Source organism: Verrucosispora sp. CNZ293 (genome assembly GCF_002754655.1).
Genome location: NZ_PEFR01000001.1, coordinates 5,213,240 through 5,236,261, shown reverse-complemented (window position 1 = coordinate 5,236,261; position 23,022 = coordinate 5,213,240). Strand labels below are relative to the sequence as shown.

Annotated in this window: 16 protein-coding genes and 1 pseudogene; 7 read left to right on the top strand and 10 right to left on the bottom strand. The window is 72.7% G+C overall.

The features are described 5' to 3' along the window. Positions 1 to 5: 5 nt before the first annotated feature. Positions 6 to 599 (top strand): hypothetical protein, encoded by a 594-nt coding sequence (locus tag CLT74_RS23850; RefSeq protein WP_099849015.1) that lies wholly within the window; start codon positions 6 to 8, stop codon positions 597 to 599. Between the two features lie 2 nt (positions 600 to 601). On the opposite strand, the gene CLT74_RS23845 is transcribed toward CLT74_RS23850, so the two are convergent. Then, the gene (locus CLT74_RS23845) at positions 602 to 1,159 is read right to left on the bottom strand and encodes a hypothetical protein (RefSeq protein ID WP_099849013.1); all 558 of its coding nucleotides are present in this window, start codon (positions 1,157 to 1,159) and stop codon (positions 602 to 604) included. Between the two features lie 198 nt (positions 1,160 to 1,357). On the opposite strand from CLT74_RS23845, the gene CLT74_RS23840 reads away from it, so the two are divergent. Both CLT74_RS23840 and CLT74_RS23835 read left to right on the top strand, forming a co-directional pair. After that, positions 1,358 to 3,916: an FtsK/SpoIIIE domain-containing protein gene (locus CLT74_RS23840; protein ID WP_099849011.1), complete on the top strand. Its 2,559-nt coding sequence runs from the start codon at positions 1,358 to 1,360 to the stop codon at positions 3,914 to 3,916. Then, positions 3,913 to 4,623, top strand: a complete 711-nt coding sequence (locus CLT74_RS23835) for a hypothetical protein (RefSeq protein ID WP_099849009.1) — start codon at positions 3,913 to 3,915, stop codon at positions 4,621 to 4,623. The genes CLT74_RS23840 and CLT74_RS23835 overlap by 4 nt, the downstream gene beginning before the upstream one ends. Before the next feature lie 12 nt (positions 4,624 to 4,635). Here the strand turns inward: CLT74_RS23835 and folE are convergent, their stop codons facing one another. The 4 genes from folE to CLT74_RS30905 form a co-directional block, all read right to left on the bottom strand. Further along, the gene (folE, locus tag CLT74_RS23830; protein ID WP_199172420.1) at positions 4,636 to 5,298 is read right to left on the bottom strand and encodes a GTP cyclohydrolase I FolE; all 663 of its coding nucleotides are present in this window, start codon (positions 5,296 to 5,298) and stop codon (positions 4,636 to 4,638) included. Positions 5,299 to 5,336: 38 nt separating this feature from the next. Next, positions 5,337 to 7,355 (bottom strand): ATP-dependent zinc metalloprotease FtsH, encoded by a 2,019-nt coding sequence (ftsH, locus tag CLT74_RS23825; RefSeq protein ID WP_099849005.1) that lies wholly within the window; start codon positions 7,353 to 7,355, stop codon positions 5,337 to 5,339. 370 nt (positions 7,356 to 7,725) lie between these two features. Next, on the bottom strand, positions 7,726 to 8,301 hold the full coding sequence (hpt, locus tag CLT74_RS23820) for a hypoxanthine phosphoribosyltransferase (RefSeq protein ID WP_099849003.1): 576 nt from the start codon (positions 8,299 to 8,301) through the stop codon (positions 7,726 to 7,728). A gap of 99 nt (positions 8,302 to 8,400) precedes the next feature. Then, entirely contained in the window at positions 8,401 to 8,538 is a 138-nt protein-coding gene (locus CLT74_RS30905) for a hypothetical protein (RefSeq protein ID WP_199172246.1), read from the bottom strand. 152 nt (positions 8,539 to 8,690) lie between these two features. Between CLT74_RS30905 and CLT74_RS23815 the strand changes: the two genes are divergently transcribed. Next, complete coding sequence (locus tag CLT74_RS23815) at positions 8,691 to 9,653, top strand: helix-turn-helix domain-containing protein (protein WP_099849001.1); 963 nt, start codon at positions 8,691 to 8,693, stop codon at positions 9,651 to 9,653. Between the two features lie 26 nt (positions 9,654 to 9,679). On the opposite strand, the gene CLT74_RS23810 is transcribed toward CLT74_RS23815, so the two are convergent. From CLT74_RS23810 to dacB, 4 genes and pseudogenes are all read right to left on the bottom strand, one after another. After that, entirely contained in the window at positions 9,680 to 11,314 is a 1,635-nt protein-coding gene (locus CLT74_RS23810) for a gamma-glutamyltransferase family protein (protein ID WP_099848999.1), read from the bottom strand. Between the two features lie 65 nt (positions 11,315 to 11,379). After that, a pseudogene (gene tilS, locus CLT74_RS23805) lies at positions 11,380 to 12,372 on the bottom strand (tRNA lysidine(34) synthetase TilS); the annotation flags it as partial. A gap of 16 nt (positions 12,373 to 12,388) precedes the next feature. Continuing rightward, positions 12,389 to 13,456 (bottom strand): zinc-dependent metalloprotease, encoded by a 1,068-nt coding sequence (locus CLT74_RS23800; RefSeq protein WP_099848995.1) that lies wholly within the window; start codon positions 13,454 to 13,456, stop codon positions 12,389 to 12,391. Positions 13,457 to 13,595: 139 nt separating this feature from the next. After that, entirely contained in the window at positions 13,596 to 15,107 is a 1,512-nt protein-coding gene (gene dacB / locus CLT74_RS23795; RefSeq protein WP_486582757.1) for a D-alanyl-D-alanine carboxypeptidase/D-alanyl-D-alanine endopeptidase, read from the bottom strand. 538 nt (positions 15,108 to 15,645) lie between these two features. Between dacB and CLT74_RS23790 the strand changes: the two genes are divergently transcribed. Beyond that, positions 15,646 to 16,152 carry an inorganic diphosphatase gene (locus CLT74_RS23790; RefSeq protein WP_099848993.1) on the top strand — a complete coding sequence of 169 codons (507 nt, stop codon included), beginning with the start codon at positions 15,646 to 15,648 and terminating at the stop codon, positions 16,150 to 16,152. A 22-nt stretch (positions 16,153 to 16,174) separates the two neighbouring features. On the opposite strand, the gene eccD is transcribed toward CLT74_RS23790, so the two are convergent. Then, a complete protein-coding gene (gene eccD / locus CLT74_RS23785) occupies positions 16,175 to 17,575 on the bottom strand; it encodes a type VII secretion integral membrane protein EccD (protein ID WP_099848991.1) in 1,401 nt (466 codons plus the stop codon). Positions 17,576 to 17,675: 100 nt separating this feature from the next. On the opposite strand from eccD, the gene eccCa reads away from it, so the two are divergent. Further along, positions 17,676 to 21,614 carry a type VII secretion protein EccCa gene (eccCa, locus tag CLT74_RS23780; RefSeq protein WP_099848989.1) on the top strand — a complete coding sequence of 1,313 codons (3,939 nt, stop codon included), beginning with the start codon at positions 17,676 to 17,678 and terminating at the stop codon, positions 21,612 to 21,614. Positions 21,615 to 21,687: 73 nt separating this feature from the next. Then, entirely contained in the window at positions 21,688 to 23,010 is a 1,323-nt protein-coding gene (gene mycP / locus CLT74_RS23775) for a type VII secretion-associated serine protease mycosin (protein WP_099848987.1), read from the top strand. Positions 23,011 to 23,022 lie beyond the last annotated feature (12 nt).

The following is a 23,022-nucleotide window of genomic DNA, read 5'->3' as shown; positions in this document are numbered from 1 at the left end:
CCATCATGACCGAACCACTTCCGGACCCGTTCGCCGACCAGCCCGACTGGGCTCCCCAGCCGCCCCGCCCGATCGAGATCGTTCCCGCTGCCGGAAACGTCGAGCTACGCGGACGGCGGGTACGTGTCGGGCTGCCCGGACTGGGGTGGCGTGCCGACCTGCGGGCCGACGAACGGGTGGTGCAGAACAGCCGCACCTACGTCCCGGTCATCCCGGAACACGAGTGGTACCGCGCGGAATCCGACCAGGTCGAGGTGTTCGCCCCACTGGTGCCGGTCGAACGGGTGTGGGTCGAGACGGTAGGCCGACCGGTCACGCCGACAACGGACGGCGGGTTGCGTCTCGTCTCGCTCGACGCTCCCGCCCACCGGGCGCCGACCCCGGTCTTCGAGGCGGACTCGGTCACCGGACGACGGGTGGTGCACATGGTGGGCGCCGTCGAGCACCGCGACCTGCGCGCCGTCACCGAGACCTACTCGGGCGCCGAGGGCGACATCTGCGTACGGGTGACACCCGAGGTGGAGTGGTACCGCTGGGCCTGGCGCGGCCAGACACCGACCACCCTGGAGGTGCCGGTCCATCTGCTCTGGGTGGAGTGAGGCTAGCTGGCCACAGCCGCGGAACAGACCCGCCAGTCATCGTTCAACCGCGTGGTAAAAGCCCACGCCTGCCGGTCGCTCTGTCGGATGCCATCAACCACTGCAGAAAAAGTCAGGTCGACGCGCACTTCAGCGTTATTGCCGTTGCGATCTACTCGGAGCATCCCCCAGACGGTCGACATTGTCGTCCCGAATCGCACCTCTCGGGCAGCTAGGTCGTCCCTCAGCCGGCGAAGCTGATCCAGATCGGTGCTGCCCTCGCAGGTGAAAAGCGACGCGCGGACGTCATTGCGGTCGACCAGGAAGGCACGGAGGTAGTTGTCCACCACCACGTCGGGGGCGCTGCGGTCGGGGGTGGTGGCGCGGTCGTAGACGAGGTACCCGACCACCCCTCCGGTCAGGCAGAGCGCCGCGACCACAGCAGCGATCACGGCCAGTACCGTACGCAGGCGTCGCCGGGGCTGGCGCGGGGCTGGCGCGACAGCGGGCGGCGCCAGTTCCTCCGGCGGGGTCCTCTGCGCCGGTACGCGGGAGACCTGGGAACCGGCGGAGGGCGGCACTGATTCCACCCCCTGAGGCTATCGGCTGGCGGCCCAGGACCCAATGCCCCGGATTCGGCAGATAGTGACGGAACATTGCCGATGGGTGAGATCCACGACAACACCGGCGCAGCGCCGCCGCGCATCCCGGAGGTCGAGCCTCCGCTGGGATACCGTCGTTGCTGCCCGGCGAGTGGGTGCCGACCTCGGGCGGAGGAGGTGGACACGGTGGGCGGTCCGAAGGCACGGACGCTCCGCGCCGCCGCGTTGCACCGCCGAGCTGCCGCGACGGTCACGGCGGCGTCGACGATCCTCGACGAGACCCGTCCCGTTCCGGCTGACCAGCGCCGCCAGTACGCGCTGGCCGAGCGGCTACGCGACGCGGCAGCCGTCCTCGCGCCCGGGTGGGCCGGGTCCACGCTGGACGCTGTCGAGCCGGCACATCCCGCCGGCTCGGAGCCACCGCCGTTCGTCCGGGTGGGGACGGCCGCCCCGCTGGATGACGCACGTTTCCCGGCGCTGGTGCCGATGTTCGGCAGTGGCCACCTCGTGGTGGACACCGACGCGTACGACCCACGGGTCGCCGGGCTGCTGCGGGCCGTACTGCTGCGGTTGCTGGCGGCGACACCGGCGGGAGCGCTGCTGGTGCGGGCGGTGGATGCGACGGGTGCCGTGCTGGCGCCGTTCGCGGCGCTCGGTGACGCCGGGGTGCTGGCCCCGCCGGCCACCGACGCCGAAGGTCTGCAGGCGGTGCTGGCGGAGGCGGAGCGGTGGGTGGCACCGGAAGCCTCCGGCCCCCGTCGGCACGACCGGGCGCTGCTGCTGGTGCTGGCGGCGCTCCCCGAGCCACAGCTACCAGATGATCTGGCGCGCATCGAGGCGCTCGCCGAGCAGGGGCCGGCGGCCGGGCTGCACCTGGTGGTGGCGGGGTGGCCGCCGGCCGGTAGAGCGGCACTGGCCAGGGCTACGCCGCTGGCGATGCGGACGGCCTACGCGTTGCTCGGTGATCCGCCGGGCGCGGCCTTCGCCGGTGGCGGTACTGACGGCGGGCTGAACTCCCCGGTCTTCGTGGACCCGGATCCGCCGGCCGAACTTGTCGACACCGTGTGTCGTCGGATCGCCGCCCAGATCGAGGCCGGCAGTCGGCTCTCCCTGTCGCACCTGTTGCCGCCGTTGGACGACCTGTGGCAGGCGGCCGGGACGGACGGGCTGAGCAGCACCGTGGGCGACGCCGGCGGGCGGCCGGTTTCGCTCGGCTTCACCGAACTGACTCCGCACTGGCTGGTGAGCGGCCGGTCGCGGGGCTGTCGGTCCACCTTCCTGACCACGGCGTTGCTCGGTCTCGTCGCTCGGTACGGCCCGGACGAGTTGGCGCTGTATCTGGTGGACCTGGGGAACGGTGAATCCTTTGCGGAGTTTCTGCAGACCGAGCGGGACCGGTCCTGGATTCCACAGGTCCGGGCGGCCGCGATGGCCGCCGACCGGGAGTACGTGCTGGACCTGCTGGACCAGTTGACGGCCGAGGTGCACAGGCGGGCGGAGGCGTCCGCCCGCGCGGGTGGGCAGCGGTTCGCCGAGCTGCGCGCACATCGCCCGCTCCCCCGGATCGTCTGTGTGCTGGAGAACCTGCCGGCGCTCTTCGCCGAGCGGGATCGCCTGGCAGCCGAGGTGGCCGTCCGGTTGGATGCGCTGGCTCGGACCGGGCGGGCGTACGGTGTCCATCTGGTTCTGGCCGGCGAGGGTGACCTGGGCCTGGGCGCCCGGTCGGAGGGCGGGCAGCGGGACTCGCTGCTGGGCCAGTTCCCGGTGCGGGTGGCGCTGCCTGGCGGCGGAGCGGTGCTGGAGCCCACGAACGATGCCGCAGCCGGCCTGCCGGTGGGCAGCGCGGTGGTGAACACCGCCGGCGGACTCGGCGGTCCACGGGGAGCGATCCGTGGTCACGAGCGGATGGTCCGGTTCCCCGATCCCGCGGACGAGCCGGCGGCGGTGGCCGGGCTGCGCCACCGGCTCTGGGAGGCCCGCCCGCCGGACGCCACGCCACCCGCCGTCTTCGCCGGGTACGCGCGTCCCCTGCTGAACAACGATCCCCGCTACCGGGCAGCGGTAGCCGGCCAGTCGGTGGCCCCGGCCGCGTTGCTCGGGCGGGCGGTTGACGTCGCGCGCAGCACCGCGACGGTGCCGTTCGGGCCGGCGGCGGGGCGGAATCTCGCGGTTCTCGGTCCACGCCCTGGGGCGTGTCGCCTGCTGGCGACGGCCGCCCACAGTACGGCGGCCCACCATGCGGTGGGTACGGCGCGCTTCGTGGTCGCGGCCCCGGATGTCGAGGCCGGACCGTTGGCCGACGCGCTCGTCGCGGAGTTGGCCGAGCGCCACCGGGTCGACCGGGTGGACCTGGCTGGTCTGGTCGCCGTGGCGGACGCCGGTGAGCCGGCGTACCTGGTGGTCTTCGGGCTGGATGTGGCGCCGGCCGAGCAGCTACCGCCGGCCCGGCTGCGGGCCCTGCTGCGCGACGGGCCGCCGGCCGGGCAGCATCTGCTCGGTTGGTGGCGCACGGTGCCCTCGTTCGCGACGCTCATGGAACCGGACGAGACGGTGGACAAGTTGACAGCGGTGGCGGTGGCGGGTGTGCCGGGGGCTCAGCTCACTCAGGTCTTCGGCCGCCCGGTGGAGTGGCGGCCCAGGCCCGACCGGGTGGTGCTCTGGGACGGGCCGGGAGAGCGCGGCGTGGTGCTGGTTCCGTACGACGTGCCGGGCAGCGCGGAGGGGGAGTCCGGATGACGCTCGATCATTCGCCGGTCACCAATGCTGGGCCGGTGCGTCAGCGGACGGCCGGCGCAGCCGGGGATCCGGTGCGGGCCGCCTGGGCCGACTACCTGGCCGCGGCCCGGCAGCTCGACGGGGTGCGCCGTGGCGCGGCGACCGCCGCGGGCGAGCAGGCCCGTGCGGTCCAGGCCGCCCGGGAGGAGCTGACCGGGGTGCGCACCCGGTTGGCACCACAGGAGAGCCGGCTCCGTGAGCTGGGCGTACCACCGATCTCGCTGGTGCCGACGCCGCCGGAACTGGCTGAGGCGACCCGGTCGATGAGCGGCGGTCCGACTGCGGTGCTGGCCGCGTTGCGGGACGCCCGACGGTCAGCTGTCGGTGCGGACGACACGCTCGCCGCCCGGGGTCTGCCCCGGGTCGCGCACTGGCCGGCCCGCTCCCGCAACCTGCTGGTGTACGGACCGCTCGGGCTGCTCGTCCCGATCCTTCTGATGGTGGTCTTTCTGCTGGCCGGTACCGGTGCGGTGACCGCGTTGGCGGTGCTGGTGGGGCTGCCGGCGCCGGCCGTCGCGTTCGGCCTGGGCTGGATACTCGTGGGCCGCTGCTTCCCACCCGGCCCGGGAGAGCGGGTGGACCGTACGCCACGGTTCGGCGCGCTGGCCTGCCTGGTCCCTGCCGTGGTGGTGAACGCGGGGATCGTACTGGCGATGCTGTCGTCCTGAGGCGACCGGCGGTCAGCGCGGGATGATCAGGGCCATCGCCTCGGCCCGGGACTTGGCGTCGCGCTGCAGGGTGCCTCGCACCGCGGACGTGATGGTCTTGGCACCGGACTTCTGGATGCCCCGCATCGCCATGCACATGTGCTCGCATTCGAGCACGACGACCACGCCACGCGGATCCAGCCGCTTCATCAGCAGGTCGGCGATCTGCGAGGTGAGCCGTTCCTGCACCTGCGGTCGTCGGGCGAAGACCTCGACCAGCCGAGCCAGCTTGGACAGCCCGGTGATCCGCCCGTCGGGGCCGGGGATGTAGCCGATGTGGGCACTGCCCCGGAAGGGCAGCAGGTGATGCTCGCAGAGACTCATCACGTCGATGTCCCGGACCAGCACCAGCTCCTCGTGGTTGGCCTCGAAGGTGGTGGTGAGCACGGTGGCCGGGTCGACGCGTAGGCCGGCGAAGAGTTCCGCGTACGCCCGGGCGACCCGGGCCGGGGTCTGCTGGAGTCCGTCGCGGTCCGGGTCCTCCCCGACCGCGATGAGGATCTCGCGGACCGCCCTCTCGATCCGGCCGAGGTCCATGGTGTCCTCGACGGGACGGCCGGTGAGCCGTCCGTTGATCAGCCGCGCGGCGATGTAGTCGAGGCCGTCGGTGTCGGGTTCGGTGGCGGAGGCGGCCAGTCCCCGCTGTGGGAAACTGGCCGCCGTGTCGTCGGTGCTCAGTGCGAACCGTCCGAGGAGTTGTTGGAGCTGCCGCCACCAACGGTCGCCTGCGCACCGTCGGCCTCGGCCTGCACCTTCAACGCGTCCTTCTCCGCCGGGGTGAGCACGGGCGGCTCGGTGGAGGGCTGACGCTTGCCGAAGCCGTTGTACGGGGCCATCGGCGGGCGCTTCACCACCCGGGCGCAGATCCGGGCCATGTCGGCGGTGGAGAGGGTCTCCTTCTCCATCAGCTCCAGCACGATGTTGTCCAGGACGTCCCGGTACTCGACCAGGATCTCCCAGGCCTCGTCGTGGGCCAGCTCGATCAGGGCCCGCATCTCGCCGTCGATCTCGGCGGCGACCGCGTCGGAGTAGTCCCGCTCGTGGCCCATGTTGCGACCGAGGAACGGCTCGTCGCCGCTGGTGCCGTACTTGATCGCGCCGAGCTTGGAGCTCATGCCGTACTGGGTGATCATCGCGCGGGCCAGTGCGGTGGCCTTCTCGATGTCGTTGCCGGCACCTGTGGTGGGCTCGTGGAAGACGAGTTCCTCGGCGGCCCGGCCGCCCAGCGCGTACGCCAGGGTGTCGATCATCTCGGCGCGGGTCTGGGTGTACTTGTCCTCCGTGGGCAGCACCAGGGTGTGGCCCAGGGAGCGCCCGCGGGACAGGATCGTCACCTTGTGCACAGGTGCGGCGTGCGGTAGCGCCCAGGCGACAAGCGCGTGCCCACCCTCGTGGTACGCGGTGATCTTCTTTTCCTGGTCACTCATCACCCGGGTGCGCCGCTGCGGACCGGCGATCACACGGTCGATCGACTCTTCGAGCGAGTCGTTGGAGATGGCCCGCTGGTCCTTGCGGGCGGTCAGCAGGGCCGCCTCGTTGATCACGTTGGCGAGGTCGGCGCCACTGAAGCCCGGCGTCCGCTTGGCCACCGAGTCGAGGTCGACGTCGGGCGCGAACGGCTTGCCCTTGGCGTGCACCCGCAGGATGGCCTTGCGACCCTCCATGTCGGGGGCGTCGACCGGGATCTGCCTGTCGAACCGGCCCGGGCGCAGCAGCGCCGGGTCGAGGATGTCCGGCCGGTTGGTGGCGGCGATCAGGATCACGCCGCCCTTGACGTCGAAGCCGTCCATCTCGACGAGGAGCTGGTTCAGGGTCTGCTCGCGCTCGTCGTGGCCGCCGCCCATGCCGGCGCCACGGTGCCGACCGACGGCGTCGATCTCGTCGACGAAGACGATCGCGGGCGCGTTCGTCTTGGCCTGCTCGAACAGGTCGCGGACCCGGCTCGCGCCGACGCCGACGAACATCTCGACGAAGTCGGAACCGGAGATCGAGTAGAACGGCACCCCGGCCTCGCCGGCCACCGCGCGGGCGAGCAGCGTCTTACCGGTACCGGGCGGGCCGAAGAGGAGCACGCCCTTGGGGATCTTCGCGCCGAGCGCCTGGTACTTCGCCGGGTTCTGCAGGAAGTCCTTGATCTCGTGCAGCTCCTCGACGGCCTCCTCCGAGCCCGCCACGTCGGCGAACGTCGTCTTCGGAGTGTCCTTGGTGATCATCTTCGCCTTGGACTTGCCGAAGTTGAGCACCCGGGAGCCGCCGCCCTGCATCTGCGACATGAAGAACAGCAGCAGCAGCACGAGCAGCACGATGGGAAGCAGGTTGACCAGCAGGCTGACCCAGATGCTGTCGGACGACACCTCGGTGTCGGCCGGCCCGGTGACCCGGTTGTTGGCCTTGGCGTCGAGGACCTGGTTCCAGACCTCGTTGCCGACCTCGTAGGGGAACTGGGCCTCGATCAGCTTCGTGGTGGTGTCGCCGAACTCGGTCTCCTCGGCCAGCTCGAGCTGGATCGTCTGTTCCTTGTCCTGGAAGACGACCTTCTCGATGCCGCCCTTGTTGAGCTGGTCGAGCGCGACGGACGTGTCCACCCGGTGGTAGCTGGGTCCACCGGTGAACAACTGACTGAGCACGACGGCGCCGAGGATGACCAGGATGACCCAGAACACCGGTCGGCGGAAGAAACGCGTACGTTCCATGCTGTTGTCGAGCGCCGAGACGCCCGCATCCTCCTGATCGACGTCCTGACCGACTGTGGGTGTCGCCGCCTGGGCGGCTGCCGGAGCCGCCGTGCGGGCCGGCCTCGACCCCGGGGCGCGATTGCCGCGCCACGGTCATTCGACGGTACACCGTGCGAGACGGATATGAGCTTGCGAGCCCAGCACTTACGCGCACGGCGAACCGGATGTCAGCCGGCGTGTCCCGGAGTCGGATCCCCGGGTCACCGTCGTCAAAGGTAGTCCGATCAGCTGAAAGTCGGCTGAACGTCGGGTGGGCGCGCCCGGGGCGGCACCGTGGCGGACGGCGTGGCGGGCCTCGCACGGCACCGCACGACGGGTACCGGGCCGGTCAGGAGCGGGCGTAGACCTCCGGCTTGAGCACCCCGACGTACGGCAGCTCCCGGTAGCGCTCACCGAAGTCCAGCCCGTATCCGACGACGAACTCGGTCGGGATGTCGAAGCCGACGTACCTGACCGGCACCGTCACCTTGACCGCGTCCGGCTTGCGGAACAGGGCGACCACCTCGACGCTCGCCGCCGACCGCGACTCCAGGTAGCGCAGCAGCCAGGACAGGGTCAGCCCGGAGTCGACGATGTCCTCCACGACGACGACGTGCCGACCGGCGATGTCCCGGTCGAGGTCCTTGAGGATGCGCACCACGCCGGAGGAGGTGGTGCCCTGCCCGTACGAGGAGATGGCCATGAAGTCCAGCTCGGCCGGGGGCCCGTGCCGACCCAGCGCCCGGGCGAAGTCGGCCATGAACATGACAGCGCCCTTGAGCACGCAGACGAGCAGCAGCCCGTCGGTGACGTGTGCGTAGTCCGCGGAGACCTGCTTGGCGAGTTCCGCTGTCTTCTCGCGGATCTGCGCCTCAGAAATGATCACGTGGTCGATGTCGGCGTCGTACCAGGAGCCGTCAGCCATGACCCTAGCCTGCCGTACGCCCCGGGTTCACTGTCGGCGGGGCCGCCCGTTTCGGGGCCGCCCCGCCAAGAGATTTTTCGGACGAACGGAACATTCGTCTCAGCACCGGTGGGACTGCCACCTCCGACCCCCGTCGGACGGCTTCCAGTCCGCCGAGTCACGGCTGTCGGCGGTCAGCCCCAGAGCGGACAGCAGGGCGAGGGACAGGAAGAAGAGCAGGAAGAACAGGAAACCCATGGCGGCGCTCGCTTTCTGACGTCTGCGGTTGTCGTGTCGCCGCCGGTGCGCACCGGACATCTGCCAGTCTGCGCACCCCGCCAACTCTCGGACAGTGGCAGGAATGCCAGTCCTCCTCGATTTTCCGCCACCCGCGCGGTTATCCTCGTCACATGCTTCGTTCAGTCGCCGTACTCGTTCTGGACGGGGTGGCCCCGTTCGAACTGGGCGTACTCGCTGAGGTGTTCGGCACCGACCGCACCGCCGACGGGCTACCCGGCTACCGCTTCGACGTGTGTGGACCCGGGCAGGTCCCGGTGCGTACCTCGGCCGGCTTTCACCTGGTGCCGAACGCCGGCCTGGAGCCGCTGGAGCAGGCGGACCTGGTGGCCGTTCCGGCGCACGACCCCGCCACCACCGCCCCGGCCGAGGTCCACGAGGCGCTGCGTCGGGCCGCCGACCGGGGCGCGTACCTGTTCAGCGTGTGTGCCGGCGCGTACCTGCTGGGCGAGGCGGGACTGCTCGACGGCCGGGAGTGCACCACGCACTGGCGGCACGTCGACGAGTTGCAGCGTCGGCACCCGAGCGCCCGGGTGCGCTGCAACTCGCTCTATGTGCAGGACGGCCGCCTGCTCACCAGCGCGGGCACCGCCGCCGGCATCGACGCCTGCCTGCACCTGGTCCGCCAGGAACACGGCTCGGCCACCGCCACCCGACTCGCCCGACGGATGGTGGTGCCCCCGCACCGCGACGGCGGACAGGCCCAGTACATCGAGGCGCCGATCCCGAAGGCACCGGAGGCACCCACCCTGGAACCGGTGCTGGAATGGCTGATGGGACATCTGGACCGGCAGACCACAGTCGACGAGCTGGCCGCACGGGCCGGAATGGCACCACGGACGTTCGCTCGCCGCTTCCGGGCCGAGACCGGCACCACGCCGCATGACTGGCTGACAAACCAACGCGTCCTACTGGCCCGCCGGCTGTTGGAGGACACCACGCTCACGGTGGAGGCGGTTGCCGATCGGGCCGGCTTCGGCGACGCCGCCGCCCTGCGGCACCACTTCACCCGCCGGGTCGGCGCCACGCCGCAGGCGTACCGCACCACATTCCGCGATCGGGCCCTCACCGGTTGACCTGCACCACCGGCCGGCGGTGCAGGTCAGAAGCCTCCGGCGGCACCGTCGACCCGGGCCTCGGAACCGACGACGTAGCCCCCGTCGGCGCGACGCCAGATCGCCTGGCCGTAGCCGAAGACCGTGGGATCGGGCGGGACGACCACCTGGTGGCCCCGAGCCCGCAGTTCGGCCACCAGGGCCGCACCGCCAGGCCCCATGGTGAGCTGCTCCTCGACCAGCACAGCGCGCCCCGCGTGCCAGTACCAGCGCGGGGCGTCCAGCGCCGCCTGCGGGTCGAGGCCCGCGTCCACGCTCGCCGAGACCAGCTGAACGTGCCCCTGAGGCTGCATGTGCCCGCCCATCACCCCGAACGGCCCCACCGGCGTGCCCTGTCGGGTCAGGAACCCGGGGATGATCGTGTGGTACGGCCGCTTCCCCGGGCCGACCACATTGGGGTGGCCCGCGTCGAGCCGGAAGCCGAGACCGCGATTCTGCAGCGCGAAGCCGTACCCGGGCAGCACCACGTGCGAACCGAAGGCGAGGTACGTGGACTGGATCAGGCTGACCATCATGCCGCCCTCGTCAGCCGTGCAGAGGTAGACCGTCCCACCGCGCTCCGGTACGCCGGCCACCGGGTCGGCCGCCACCTCCGTGACGGCCGCCCGACGCCGCGCCAGATGTTCGGGCGTGAGCAGCCCCGATGGGACCGGAGCCTGGTCGGGGTCGGCGACGTGGGCGTGGGCGTCGGCGAAGCCCAACTTGACCGCCTCGACCTGCCGGTGCAGCCAACGCGATCCGTCAGCGGTATCGAATCCGTCCAGGATGCCCAGGGCGAGCAGGGCGGCCAGACCCTGTCCGTTCGGCGGCAGCTCCCACACCTCGTGGTCCCGATAGCGCACCGACACCGGATCGACCCAGACGCTGGCATGGGCGGCCAGGTCCGCTGCGGTGAGCAGCCCACCGGTCCGAGCCGCGTGCTCGGTCAGGTCGGCGGCGATCCGTCCCCGGTAGAACTCCTCCGCCCCGCTGTCGGCGATCAGCCGTAGCGTCCGCGCCGCAGCCGGGTTGCGCCACCGCTCGCCCGCGCGGGGTGCCCGGCCATCCGGCGCGAAGACCCGCCCGAACTCCGCGTACTCGGGACCGGTCAGGTCGGCGTGCCCGGCGACCGCGCGGGACCAGGCCAGCGCTGTCGCGGTGGAGACCGGGTGCCCCTGCTCGGCGTAGCCGATGGCGTCGGTGAACAGGTCCGCGAACGGCAGTGATCCGAACCGCTCGTGCAGGTCCCGCCAGCCCGCCGGCACCCCCGGCACGGTCACCGGCAACCAGCCCCGGGCCGGCATCGCCGGGCCGACCGCCTGGGCGCCGCCCAGCGCTTCGTCGGGCTCGGCGCCGTGGCCGCCGGTCGCCGCGAGCACCAGGTCCCGGGTCAGCCCGGCGGGCGACCGGCCGGAGGCGTTCAAGCCGTGTAGCCGCTCGCCGTCCCAGACGATGGCGAAGAGGTCACCGCCGATGTCGTTGGAGGGTGGTTGCACGACGGTGAGCGTGCTGGCGGCGGCCACCGCAGCGTCCACGGCGTTGCCGCCGCGCCGCAGCACGGCCAGGCCGGCGGCCACGGCCAGCGGTTGGCTGGTGGCCACGGCGGCACGCGGCGCGTACAGCGGTTGCCGAGGGTGGTTCATCGGTCCACGACCGCCTCGTCGGGCGTGGTCCCCGTCGCCTGCGGCACAGTCGTTCGGCAGGTCGGCGCCGGTGGCACCTCCGACACCAGCCGATCACCCCGGCGGAGCACCCGCAGCCCGCCCGGCAGGTAGCTGGCTCGCTGGCCCCGCCACGCCGTGACCAGCGCGTCGAGCGCGGTGAGGTGGCGATGCGACAATGCGGCCGGCGGCGTGCCCAACTCGTGGGCCCAGGCACGCAGCACCCGACCGCGCACCGCGGCTGCCAGGTCCGCGAGCGTTTTGACGGCCAGTCCACCGTCGGGGTGCCGGGCCTGACCCAACGCCGTGTCGGCGAGTTCGTCGAGGACCGCGTTGTCCGCCGCCACCAGCGCGGCGGTCCGGGCGAGGTTGTCCAGCACGCCCGGCCCGAGCGCCCGAACCAGCACCGGCAGCACGTCACTCCGGATCCGGGACCGGGCGTAGGCCGGGTCGCTGTTGTGGGGATCGTCCCAGGGAGCCAGCCCGAGGGCCGCGCAGGCGGCACGGGTCTCCGCCCGCCCGATCTCCAACAGCGGCCGTACCAGGGGGGTGCCGGCCAGGTCCCGGCGGGCCGGCATGCCGGCGAGCCCGCGCGGGCCGGCGCCCCGGGCCAGCGCGAGCAACACCGTCTCCGCCTGGTCGTCCCGGGTGTGGCCGGTGAGCAGCGCCGAAGCGCCGTGCCGCCGAGCGGCCTCGGCCAACGCCTGGTAGCGGGCGGCGCGGGCGGCAGCCTCGGGGCCACCGGGACGGCCGCCTACCTCGACCCGGACCGCCTCCACAGGTGCCAGGCCGGCCTGCTCCGCCCAGCGTGCCACCGCCTCGGCTCGGTGCCCCGACCCGGCCTGCAACCCGTGGTCGACGGTGACCAGCCCGGCGGTGCGACCCGCCCGGGGTGCCACGAACGCGGTGGCCGCGGCCAGGGCCAGCGAGTCGGCTCCGCCCGAGCAGGCGACCAGCACCGGACCGTCAGTCGGCAGGTCGGCCAACGCACGTCGGACCGCGATCCGGATCGCGGCCACCGGCGGGGCGAGCGGGGCCATCGGTGCGGCGACGCGCTCAGCCGGCGGTCGGCACCGGGCCGACCGGCCCGTGCACCCGCGCCACCCAGGCGTCCGGTTCGCTCAGCTCGGAGAGCCGGGGCAGGGTCAGCGGCGACTCGAAGACCCGGTTGAAGCCGGCCATGCCGACCCGATCCACCACGGCGTGCACGAACTTCCGACCCTCGGCGTACTGGCGCATCTTGACGTCGATGCCGATCAGTCGCCGGATCGCCTTCTCCACCGGGTTACCGGCCTCGCGCCGCCGGTTGAAGCCGGCCCGGATCCGCTCCACGCTCGGGATCACCTGCGGGCCGACGCCGTCCATCACGAACTCGGCGTGCCCCTCCAGCAGGGTCATCAGGGCGGTCAGCCGGTCCAGCACGGCCCGCTGCCCGGGGGTCTGCACGATGTCCAGCACACTGGACCGGCTCTGCGGGTCACGGACCGCGTCGGCGAGGGTGCTCACCCCCCGGCGCAGTCGCTCCAGCAGGTGCTCGCCGCCCTGCGCGGCGTCGACGAACGCCTGCACCTCACCGAGGAAGTAGGCCCGCATCCAGGGCACCGCGGTGAACTGCGTCCGGTGGGTCACCTCGTGCAAGCAGACCCAGAGCCGGAAGTCACGCGGATCCGCGCCCAGCTTGCGCTCGACCTCGACGATGTTCGGCGCGACCAGCAGCAGTTGCCCCGGATCCGCGGAGAAGACCTCGTACTGCCCGAGGACCCGGCCGGAAAGGTAGGCCAGCACGGTGCCGGCCTGCACCCCGGTCACCCGGGAACCGATCGCCTCGGTGAGCGCACCGGGCTGCTTGTCCTGCGCGAGCCGACCGACCAGCGGGGTGATCACCTCGCGGAGGCCGGCGACGTTCGTCGCCGCCCAGTCACGCCTGTCGACCACTCGCACCGGCGGATGGGTGACCTGCGAGGTCAGCCCGGTGTAGTCGGCGACGTGCCCGGCCGCCTCGTCGGTCAACCGGCGCAGCTCGAAAACCACATCGGTGGCCTCGTCGTACGTCACCCGGGGGCCCGACTTGCCCAGAGCCCCCGCCGTCGCGGTGGCCAGATCCCAGTCCACGAACTGCGCCATGCAACCCACCGTACCCGCGCCGCGACACCCCACCCGGCGGGCCGACGCGGTACCGGCCCGTCGGGTGGGTGGCGACGCCCCGTCGATAGGCCAGCTTGACCGGCGTGGCGGTACCCCCGGAGCGGTGCCGTCGACCCGCTCAGCGACAGCCGCAGCCGGCGAGGGCGGCGGCGATCCGGTCCAGCGCAGCGCGGGCCGGCTCCATCCCGTCGGGCGGCACGTCGTCGGTGAGTACGGCGAAGGTGAGCAGACGCCCGTCTGCGGTGGTCACCACTCCGGCGATGGCGTGCACCCGGGTCAACGTGCCGGTCTTGGCGCGGACCACACCGGCACCGGCCGCCGTGCCGGGTGCCGCGCCGTATCTGTCACGCAGGGTCCCGGACCAGCCGCCCACCGGCAGCCCGCCGAAGATGGCGGCGAGTTCGGGCCGGTCGGGGCTGGCTGCGAGCGCCAGCAGCTCGGTCAGCAGCACCGGGCTGATCAGATTGTTCCGGGACAGTCCGCTGCCGTCGGCGAGGGCGAGTCCGGTCGCCGGTAGGGCCAGCTCGGACACCACGTCAGCCATCGCCGCCGCGGCGCCGACGAAGGAGGCGGGCCGGTCTCGGGCCAGGGCGACCTGGCGGGCCAGCGCCTCGGCGACGATGTTGTCGCTCTCACTGATCATGATGTCGACCAGCCGGATCAGCGGCGGCGAGTGCACCGCGCCCAGTTCGGCGCCGGGTGCCCGGCTACCGGCCGGTTCCGTGGCACCGGCCGCCTCGGTCGGCGCTGGCGGAGCGGTGCCCTTGCGTACGTCGTCGGCCGGCACCCCGAGCAGTTTCGCGAAGGCGCGGCCGGCGACCAGGTCCGGTTCGGCAACCCGTTCGGCCCACCCCTGACCGGCCTTCGGATTCTTGCGTGCTCCGTCGAGCATCAGTGCGGTGATCGCCCCGCCGTAGCCGCCGGTGGGAATGTCGTCGTCCCAGCCGGGTCCGTACACCGGCCCGGAGTAGCGCGAGGAGTCGACGACGATGCTCGTGGGCGCGGCCCCGCCCAGCGCCGTCCGGACCTGGTCGGCGAGGTCGGTGAGGCTGGCCGCCCCCGGGTAGAAGCCCTTGGCGTCGGCGGCCAACGTCGGGTCCCCGCCGCCGACGAGAACCACCTCGCCAGGCCGCGCGCCGGCCACCGCCCGGGTCGGGATCCGGTGGCCGGGGCCCCGGGCGGTCAGCACGGTCACGGCGGTCAGCAGCTTGGTCACCGAGGCCGGTACGGTCCCCTCGTCACCACCGCGATCGAAGAGCATCTCCCCGGTGAGCGCGTCGGCCACCGCCAGGTTGACCCGGCCGCCCAGAGCGGTGTCGGCGACAAGTGGTTCGAGCGCGGCGCGGAGCCCGTCCGCGCTGGGCGAGGGTGCGCCGACGTCGGCGGCGGCCAGCACGGCGACCGGCGCGGACTCCACCGCCCCGGTGGCTGCCGGTGTGGTGGGCGCGTCGCCCAGCCAGCGGCCCACCGGCCCGGGTCGGGTCACGACCAGGCCCACCGCGACCAGCACGAGCACCAGTGCGGCGGCGAGCACCAGCGGCAGCCGCCGGCGCGGCGCCGGCCCGACCGGTGGCGGCGCCGCCGCGACCGGCGGATGTCCCGGCGTGTCGGCCGTCGACCCTCCCGCCACCGGCGCCGGGCTCACCGGCACGGATGCCGACCCGGTCGCCGGCGCGGCCGGACTCGTCGGGACGGCAGCAGCGGACGCGGCAGCCGGACTCGTGGGGACGGCAGCACCAAACCCGGCGGCCGGGCTCGTCGGGGCGGCGGCACCCGGCGCGACGGCCCGGCCGGAGGCGGTCCCCCGGGGCGGTGGCGGCGGTGGCGACGCGGCCGGGGACGGGTTCGCCTCGGACCGGTTCACGGCTGTCGGTGTGCTGGGTGGCGTCGGAGGTTGCGGCCGGAGGACCTGCGCGTCCGGCACCGGCACCCGCCCGGCTGCCGGCTTCACGGGCGGCTTCTCGTCACCGCCTTCGGCGGAACCGCCTGGACGGTAGTGTGAATCTTCCCTCCCCACGACCCCCTCCTCCCCCACCGGGAACCGGCCTGGGTGACACTACTTCGGTCCGAAGACTATGCGGCGGCCGGAGTCGCCGGGTCGGCATTCGTCCACCCGGCTCCGCCGCCGGTTCCGTCAAGCCAGCGTGGGCCAACGAGGGAGCGTGCAGATGGATTTCGACGTCACGGTTGAGATCCCCAAGGGTCACCGCAACAAGTACGAGGTGGACCACGTGACCGGGCGGATCCGGCTGGACCGCACCCTCTTCACCTCCACGCAGTACCCGGCCGACTACGGCTTTATCGAGGGCACCCTGGGCGAGGACGGCGATCCACTGGACGCCCTGGTGCTGGTACCCGAGCCGACCTTCCCGGGCTGTCTGATCCGGTGCCGCACGATCGGCATGTTCCGGATGACCGACGAGAAGGGTGGCGACGACAAGGTCCTCTGCGTCCCCTACGAGGACCCGCGGCAGGAGCACCTGCGCGACATCCACCACCTCGGCGAGTTCGACCGGCTGGAGATCCAGCACTTCTTCGAGGTGTACAAGGATCTTGAGCCGGGCAAGTCGGTCGAGGGTGCGACCTGGGTGGGGCGGATCGAGGCCGAGGCCGAGATCCAGGCTTCGTACCGGCGGGCCAGGGAGGCCGAGGCACGCGGCGAGTCCACGCACTGACGTCCGACCGTCCGGGGGTCGCTCAACCGAGCAGCCCCCGGGCCCGCTCGTAGAGGCCGAGCACCGCGCAGGCGATCGGCACCACGGAGACCACCAGCAGGGTGTCGGTGAGGTCGGCGATCCGTCCGACGTACGGGGAGACCGGGCGTCGGGCGTACGTCGTGCCGCCCGCCACGACCAGTAGCGCGACCAGCAGCCCGCCGGTGACCAGGGTCAGCCGGACCGCCGCGTCGGCGGCCCCGGCCACTGCCCCGCCGAGCACCGCGTACCCGGTCAGGCCGGCGAGCACCGGCGCGACCCGGTGCCGGACGGTCATGAAGAGCCGGGCGCGGAGCAGCAGCACCGTCGAGGTCACCCCGACAAGTAGCCAACCGGCCGGGCCACCGGTGCTGGTGAGGATCACAGTCGCACCGACGGCCAGTACGGCCTGGCCGATGAGCATGCCGGTGAGCATCTCCTCGGTACGGGCCACTGCCGCGTACACGCGGGCACGGTCGGGCAGGTCACGGGCCCGGTCCGCGTCCTCCGGCGGGTCGCTGGGCAGGGCCGTCGGCGGCAGCGGCACCTTGCCCAGCCGGATCGCCAGCAGCGGGACGGCTCCGACGGCGAAGATCAGCACACTGAGCACGACCGCGGCCGCGCCGGCCGGGCCGAGCAGCAGGCCACCGAGGGCGGCCGATCCGCCGCCCGTGCCGACCACCGCGCCGGCCACGAAGATCCGTAGTCGGGTGGCCACCCCGACCAGCCCCAGCACCGAGACCAGCAGCAGCGCCACCGAGCCGGCGAGCAACTCCGGGGCACCCACCCAACGCAGCGCAGCGACCGGCCCGACCGGGTCGCCCGAGCTGACGGCGAGAGCACCGGCGAGCGCCGCGTAGGGCAACGCGTGCCCGCCGAGTACGGCACCGGCCGTCCCGTCGCCCTGCGCCCGGGACAGCACCGTGCCGGCCAGCACGAGCAGACCCGCCACCACCGTCGCGGCCGGCCAGCCGGCGGGATCACCGGGCCCACCGGCGGCCAGGGCGAGCAGGCCGACGGCGAGCGGCACACCGCAGGCGGCAAGCGTCGCCGCCCGCGTCGCCCGGGGCGACCAGGCCCCACCCTGCCGGCGGGCGGCGTCGGCGACGGCCTCCACCACGTCGTCGTACTCGAACTCCGGCCATTCGGTGCGCGCCGGCACCAGGTGCAGCACCTCACCGTCGCGGACCCCTTGGGCGATCAGTGCCTGCCCACCCGCCAGCACGGTGCCGTCGGCCCGTCGGAGCAACCAGCCCCCGTGCTGTTCCCCGTCATCGGCGAGCCCGTCACCGGCGTGGCGGAGCACCTCGGGCAGCAGCTCGGCGAGGGGCACCTGCTCCGGTAGCGCGACGTCGACGCGTCGTCGGGGCGTGCTGACGGTGACCCGGGCGAGCCCGACTGTCATCGACCGACCTCCATCCCGAGCGAACCTGCTGCTGCGCGGACCACCGGACTTTACCTACGATGAGCCAGGCTCGGGTTACCGTGCGCAGTCGGGAGGTCGAGTGTCCACTGTCGTCATCCGGCGGCCGGCGCGACGCCCAGGGCCAGAGATACCCGTGGGCGATCTGCCGGTGCAGGCGCCTCCGGAGATTCCGGCCGGCACCGGCACCCGTTGGCACCAGTTGCTGACGGTGCTGCCGCTGCTCGGCGGCACTGTCGCGATGGCGATGATGTTCGGCCGGGGCGGCGGGGCCTACGCGTACGTGGTCGGCGGCATGTTCGGCCTCTCCTCGCTGGCGATGCTGGCGACCTCCTGGGGCAGCGCCTCGGGCAACCCGACGAAGTCGGAGATGATGGCCGCCCGCCGGGAGTACCTGCGGCACCTGGCCACCCTGCGACGGCAGGTCCGGCAGACCGCGGCGCGGCAACGTACCGGCCTCTGCTACCGGCACCCAGATCCGTCGCTGCTCTGGTCGACGGTGCACAGTCACCGGGTCTGGGAGCGGCGTCCCAGGGACCCGGACTTCGCGGTGGTCCGGGTCGCTGTCGGGCCGCAGACCCTGGCCACGCCGCTGGTGCCGCCGGTCACCCGCCCGCTTGAGGAACTGGAACCGATGACGGCGGGGGCGCTACGTCGCTTCCTGGACGCGTACTCGGTCGTGCCCGACCTGCCGGTGGCCCTGTCACTGCGCAGCTTCGCCCGGGTCTTCGTCCGCGCCGCTCCGGGCGGCCCCACCGGCTCGCCGGCCGCGCAGGCACTGGCCCGGGCCATCCTCACCCAGCTCGCGGTCTTCCACGCCCCGGACGACCTGCTGGTCGCCATCTGCGCCGGGCCGGAACGACGCGATCTCTGGGAGTGGGTCAAGTGGTTGCCGCACGCCCAGCATCCCACCCGCACCGACGCCCTCGGTCCGGTACGACTGGTGGCCAGCTCCGCGGTGGAACTGGAACGCCTGCTCGACCGGTTGCTGGCCAGCCGGTCGAGATTCAGCCCGGCCGGTCCGGCCACGGACGGGCCGCACCTGGTGGTCGTGCTCGACGGCGGTGACCTCACCGGCGCCACCGAACTGGTCGGGGACGGCGGCATCGACGCGGTGACAGTTGTCGACCTGGACACTCCGCCGCCGCGCCTGCTCGACCGGTTCGCGCTGCTGCTCGAGTTACGGGACGGCCGACTCCACTCCCACTCCTCGGACGGGCCGGCCGAGGTGGGTACCCCCGACGCGCTGGAGGTCGCCGAGGCCGAGGCGGTGGCCCGCCGGCTGGCACCGCTGCGGCTCGCCGCAGCCCAGGGTGCCGAGCCGGCACCTGGCGCCGAGCCGGGTCTACCGGACCTGCTCGGCATCGGCGAGCCGGCGGGCTTCACCGCCGAGCAGGGCTGGATTCCGAGGTCGGCGCGGGACCGACTGCGGGTGCCGATCGGCGTCGGTGTGGACGGCGGCTCGGTCGAGGTGGACCTGAAGGAGTCGGCGCAGGGCGGCATGGGTCCGCACGGGTTGCTGATCGGAGCCACCGGTTCCGGCAAGTCCGAGCTGCTTCGTACGCTGGTGCTCGGGCTGGCCGCCACCCACTCCGCCGAGCAGCTCAACTTCGTACTCGTCGACTTCAAGGGTGGAGCCACCTTCGCGCCCTTCGACCGGCTGCCACACACCGCCGCAGTGATCACCAACCTGGCCGACGCGCTGCCGCTTGTCGACCGGATGGTGGACGCGATCAACGGCGAGCTGGTCCGCCGGCAGGAGCTGCTGCGCCGCGCCGGCAACTTCGCCAGCCTGCGCGACTACGAGCGGGCCCGGGCGGCCGGCAGCCCGTTGGCCCCGCTGCCGTCGCTGCTGCTGATCTGCGACGAGTTCTCCGAACTGCTGTCGGCCAAGCCCGATTTCATCGACCTGTTCGTCCAGATCGGCCGGCTGGGCCGTTCCCTCGGGGTGCACCTGTTGCTGGCGAGCCAGCGGCTGGAGGAGGGACGTCTGCGCGGGCTGGACACCCACCTGTCGTACCGGATCGGGCTGCGGACCTTCTCCTCGCTGGAGTCCCGTACGGTCCTCGGGGTGCCCGACGCGCACCTGTTGCCCCCCGCGCCGGGGCACGGCTACCTGCGCTTCGGCACCGAGCCACTGCTGCGTTTCAAGACCGCATACGTCTCCGGGCCGGTGCGTCGTCGCGTCCTGGCGGCCGACGCGGCCGGCGCCGAACGTCCCCGGTTGCTCACCTTCTCCACCCATCTCACCCCCGTGCCGCAGCCACCCGCCCCGCCGACGGTCGAGGACGAGGCGGACGCCACCGACACCCTGCTGCGTCTGCTTGTCGACCGGCTGGCCGGGCAGGGTGCGCCGGCGCGCCAGGTGTGGCTGCCGCCGCTGGACGCGCCGCCGGCACTCGACGAACTTGTCGGTCCGCTCATGCTCGACCGCGCACGGGGCCTGACCTCCGGCAATCCCGAACTGCACGGAGCCCTCCAGGTGCCGGTGGCCCTCGTCGACCGACCGTACGAGCAGCGCCATGACCTGCTGTGGTTGGCGCTGGACGGCGCGGCCGGCCACGTCGCGGTGGTCGGCGGCACGCAGAGCGGCAAGTCCACGGCGCTGCGTACGCTGATCTGCGCGCTGGCTCTCACCCACACGCCGACCGAGGCGCAGGTCTACTGCCTCGACTTCGGTGGCGGTGGGCTGGCGTCGGTGCGCGACCTGCCGCACGTCGGCGGAGTCACCGGTCGCGCCGACCCCACAGGCGTACGGCGCACCGTGGGTGAGATGTCCACACTGCTCGCCGAGCGGGAACGCCGCTTCGGCGACCTGGGCGTGGAGTCGGTGGCGGCCTGGCGACGACGACGCGCCGACGGCACCGACGCCTGCGCCTCCGACCTGTTCGGCGACGTGTTCCTCGTCGTCGACGGCTGGACGACCCTGCGAGCCGAGTACGACGACCTGGAGCCACTGATCACCGACCTGGCCACCCGGGGGCTTTCCTACGGCGTGCACGTGGTGGCCACCGCGGTGCGGTGGCTGGATTTCCGGCCGGCCATCCGTGACCTCTTCGGCTCCCGGCTGGAGCTACGCCTCGGCGATCCGGCCGATTCGCTCGTCGCCCGTCGGGCGGCGGCGCACGTGCCGGAGCAGACGCCCGGGCGGGGCATCACCTCGGAGAGCCTGCACTTCCTCACCGCGCTGCCCCGGACGACCGACACGGACACCGCGACGCTTGTGAAACAGGTGAGCGACGCGTGGCCCGGTCCGGTCGCACCCCGGGTCCGGTTGCTCCCGGCCGTGCTGCCGTACGCGGATCTGGACCTCGACGCCACGACGGGCCTGCGGATCCCGGTGGGTGTCGCCGAGGCGGATCTACGTCCGGTGGTCCTCGACTTCGGCACCGAGCCGCACCTCGTCGTGTACGGCGACGCCGAGAGCGGCAAGTCGTCGTTCCTGCGTGCCCTGGCCACCTCGATCGTCGCCCGGTTCACCCCGGAACAGGCGCGGGTGATCATGGTGGACTACCGACGCAGCCTGCTCGGCACCCTCACCACGGAACACCTCATCGGCTACGGCACCGCGGCGGCGCACACCGCCGAACTTGTCGAGTCGGCCGCCGGGTACCTCCAGGAGCGCACTCCGGGCCCGCAGGTCAGCCCGACGCAGTTGCGGGAACGGTCGTGGTGGTCAGGTCCCGAGCTGTTCGTGCTTGTCGACGACTACGACCTGGTGGCGAGCGGGCCGGCGAACCCGCTGCGGGCGCTGGAGGAGCATCTGCCACACGCCCGCGACGTCGGGCTGCACCTGGTGCTGGCACGGCGCTCCGGCGGTGCCGCCCGCGCCCAGTACGAGCCCCTGGTGCAGCGGTTGCGGGAACTGTCCACCTCGGGCCTGGTGATGTCGGGCAGTCCGGACGAGGGTGCGCTTGTCGGTCCGGTCCGTCCGGGCCCGCTGCCGCCCGGACGCGGCCGGCTGTTCACCCGACGTGACGGCGTACGCCTGGTCCAACTGGCGTACCTACCGCCACAGTGACGTCGACTCCACGGAACGTCCCTGTAGACGGGCCGGAACCGGTAATCTCCGATCGTCATGTGTCCCGCGACGAATGGCTGAGGATGTGACCAGGCTGCGGCACAGCGGCCCGCCGACGGCAGGCCGGTTCGCCAACCGGGTGCTGCTCGCGACGGCCGCCACCGCGCTGTCGGCAGTCGTCGCGGTCGTGCCCGCCGCAGCCATGCCGGTCCACGCTCCCGCGTTCGGCAGGCCGGTGGCCCACAACCCCGACTCGACGCAACGGGCCGATCAGGTCCGCGACGAGCAGTGGCAGCTCGACAAGTTGGGCGCGCGGGCGGCGTGGCGTACCTCGACCGGCAGTGGTGTGGTCGTGGCGGTGATCGACTCCGGGGTGGACGGTAGCCACCCGGACCTGACCGGTCAGGTGCTGCCCGGACTGGACCTGGTCGCGCCGAACGGCGCGACCGAACCGGATCCGGTCGGGCACGGCACGACGGTGGCCGGCCTGATCGCCGGGCGCAACGACGACCGCCGGGGTGTGGTGGGCCTGGCGCCGGACGCCCGGATCCTGCCCGTGCGGGTCCTGGACGCGGAGAACCGGTACGACGACGCGCTGATCGTGGCCAAGGGGGTGCGCTGGGCGGTCGACAACGGCGCGAAGGTGATAAACCTTTCGCTCGGCGGTAACGGCGACAGCGCGGCACTGGCCGCGGCGATCGACTACGCGTTCGCCAAGGACGTGGTGGTGATCGCCTGCACCGGAAACCTCGCCACCTCGCCCGAGGCGAAGGTGTGGTATCCGGCCCGTGAACCCGGCGTCATCGCGGTATCCGGCCTGGAGCGCAACAGCGACAACCTGTGGGACGGCGCGATCACCGGTCGCGCCACGGTACTCACCGCCCCGGCCAGCGGGCTGGTGGGCGCACGTCCTCCCGGCGGCTACTGGCGGGTGCAGGGCACCAGCTTCGCGGCACCGCTTGTCGCCGCCACCGCCGCTCTGGTGCGGTCGCGTTACCCGCAGATGTCCGCCGGAGACGTGGTGAACCGGCTGCTGGCCACCGCCAAGGACATCGGACCCACGGGTCGGGACGAGCGGTTCGGGTACGGCCTGGTTGATCCGGTCGCGGCGCTGACCGCGGAGGTACCGCCCACGTACGCGAACCCGCTCGACGACAACGATCCGCCCGGGGTGACCGGCTTCGGCCCCGCGCCGGGCTCCGCGACGACAGGTGATCCCGACGCCGAGCAACTCGGTCTGACCGGGCCCCGGCAGGAGACGCAGTGGCGGGCCCGGGCCGCCGGTTCGCCTGACGACGCCGGCTCGGAGCGGCTGTGGATCGGATCGGCCATCTTCGTCGCGCTGGTCACCGGAGCGGCGCTTATGGTGCGCCGGTTCCGGCAGTCGTACCGCTGACCGACCGCCGCC

Bases quoted from the DNA above. Each gene is read 5' to 3' on its own strand.
- CLT74_RS23850 (WP_099849015.1), top strand. From the start codon at position 6: ATGACCGAACCACTTCCGGACCCGTTCGCCGACCAGCCCGACTGGGCT.
- CLT74_RS23835 (WP_099849009.1), top strand. From the start codon at position 3,913: ATGACGCTCGATCATTCGCCGGTCACCAATGCTGGGCCGGTGCGTCAG.
- ftsH (WP_099849005.1), bottom strand. From the start codon at position 7,355: ATGGAACGTACGCGTTTCTTCCGCCGACCGGTGTTCTGGGTCATCCTG.
- hpt (WP_099849003.1), bottom strand. From the start codon at position 8,301: ATGGCTGACGGCTCCTGGTACGACGCCGACATCGACCACGTGATCATT.
- CLT74_RS30905 (WP_199172246.1), bottom strand. From the start codon at position 8,538: ATGGGTTTCCTGTTCTTCCTGCTCTTCTTCCTGTCCCTCGCCCTGCTG.
- CLT74_RS23815 (WP_099849001.1), top strand. From the start codon at position 8,691: ATGCTTCGTTCAGTCGCCGTACTCGTTCTGGACGGGGTGGCCCCGTTC.
- CLT74_RS23810 (WP_099848999.1), bottom strand. From the start codon at position 11,314: ATGAACCACCCTCGGCAACCGCTGTACGCGCCGCGTGCCGCCGTGGCC.
- CLT74_RS23800 (WP_099848995.1), bottom strand. From the start codon at position 13,456: ATGGCGCAGTTCGTGGACTGGGATCTGGCCACCGCGACGGCGGGGGCT.
- CLT74_RS23790 (WP_099848993.1), top strand. From the start codon at position 15,646: ATGGATTTCGACGTCACGGTTGAGATCCCCAAGGGTCACCGCAACAAG.
- eccD (WP_099848991.1), bottom strand. From the start codon at position 17,575: ATGACAGTCGGGCTCGCCCGGGTCACCGTCAGCACGCCCCGACGACGC.
- mycP (WP_099848987.1), top strand. From the start codon at position 21,688: ATGGCTGAGGATGTGACCAGGCTGCGGCACAGCGGCCCGCCGACGGCA.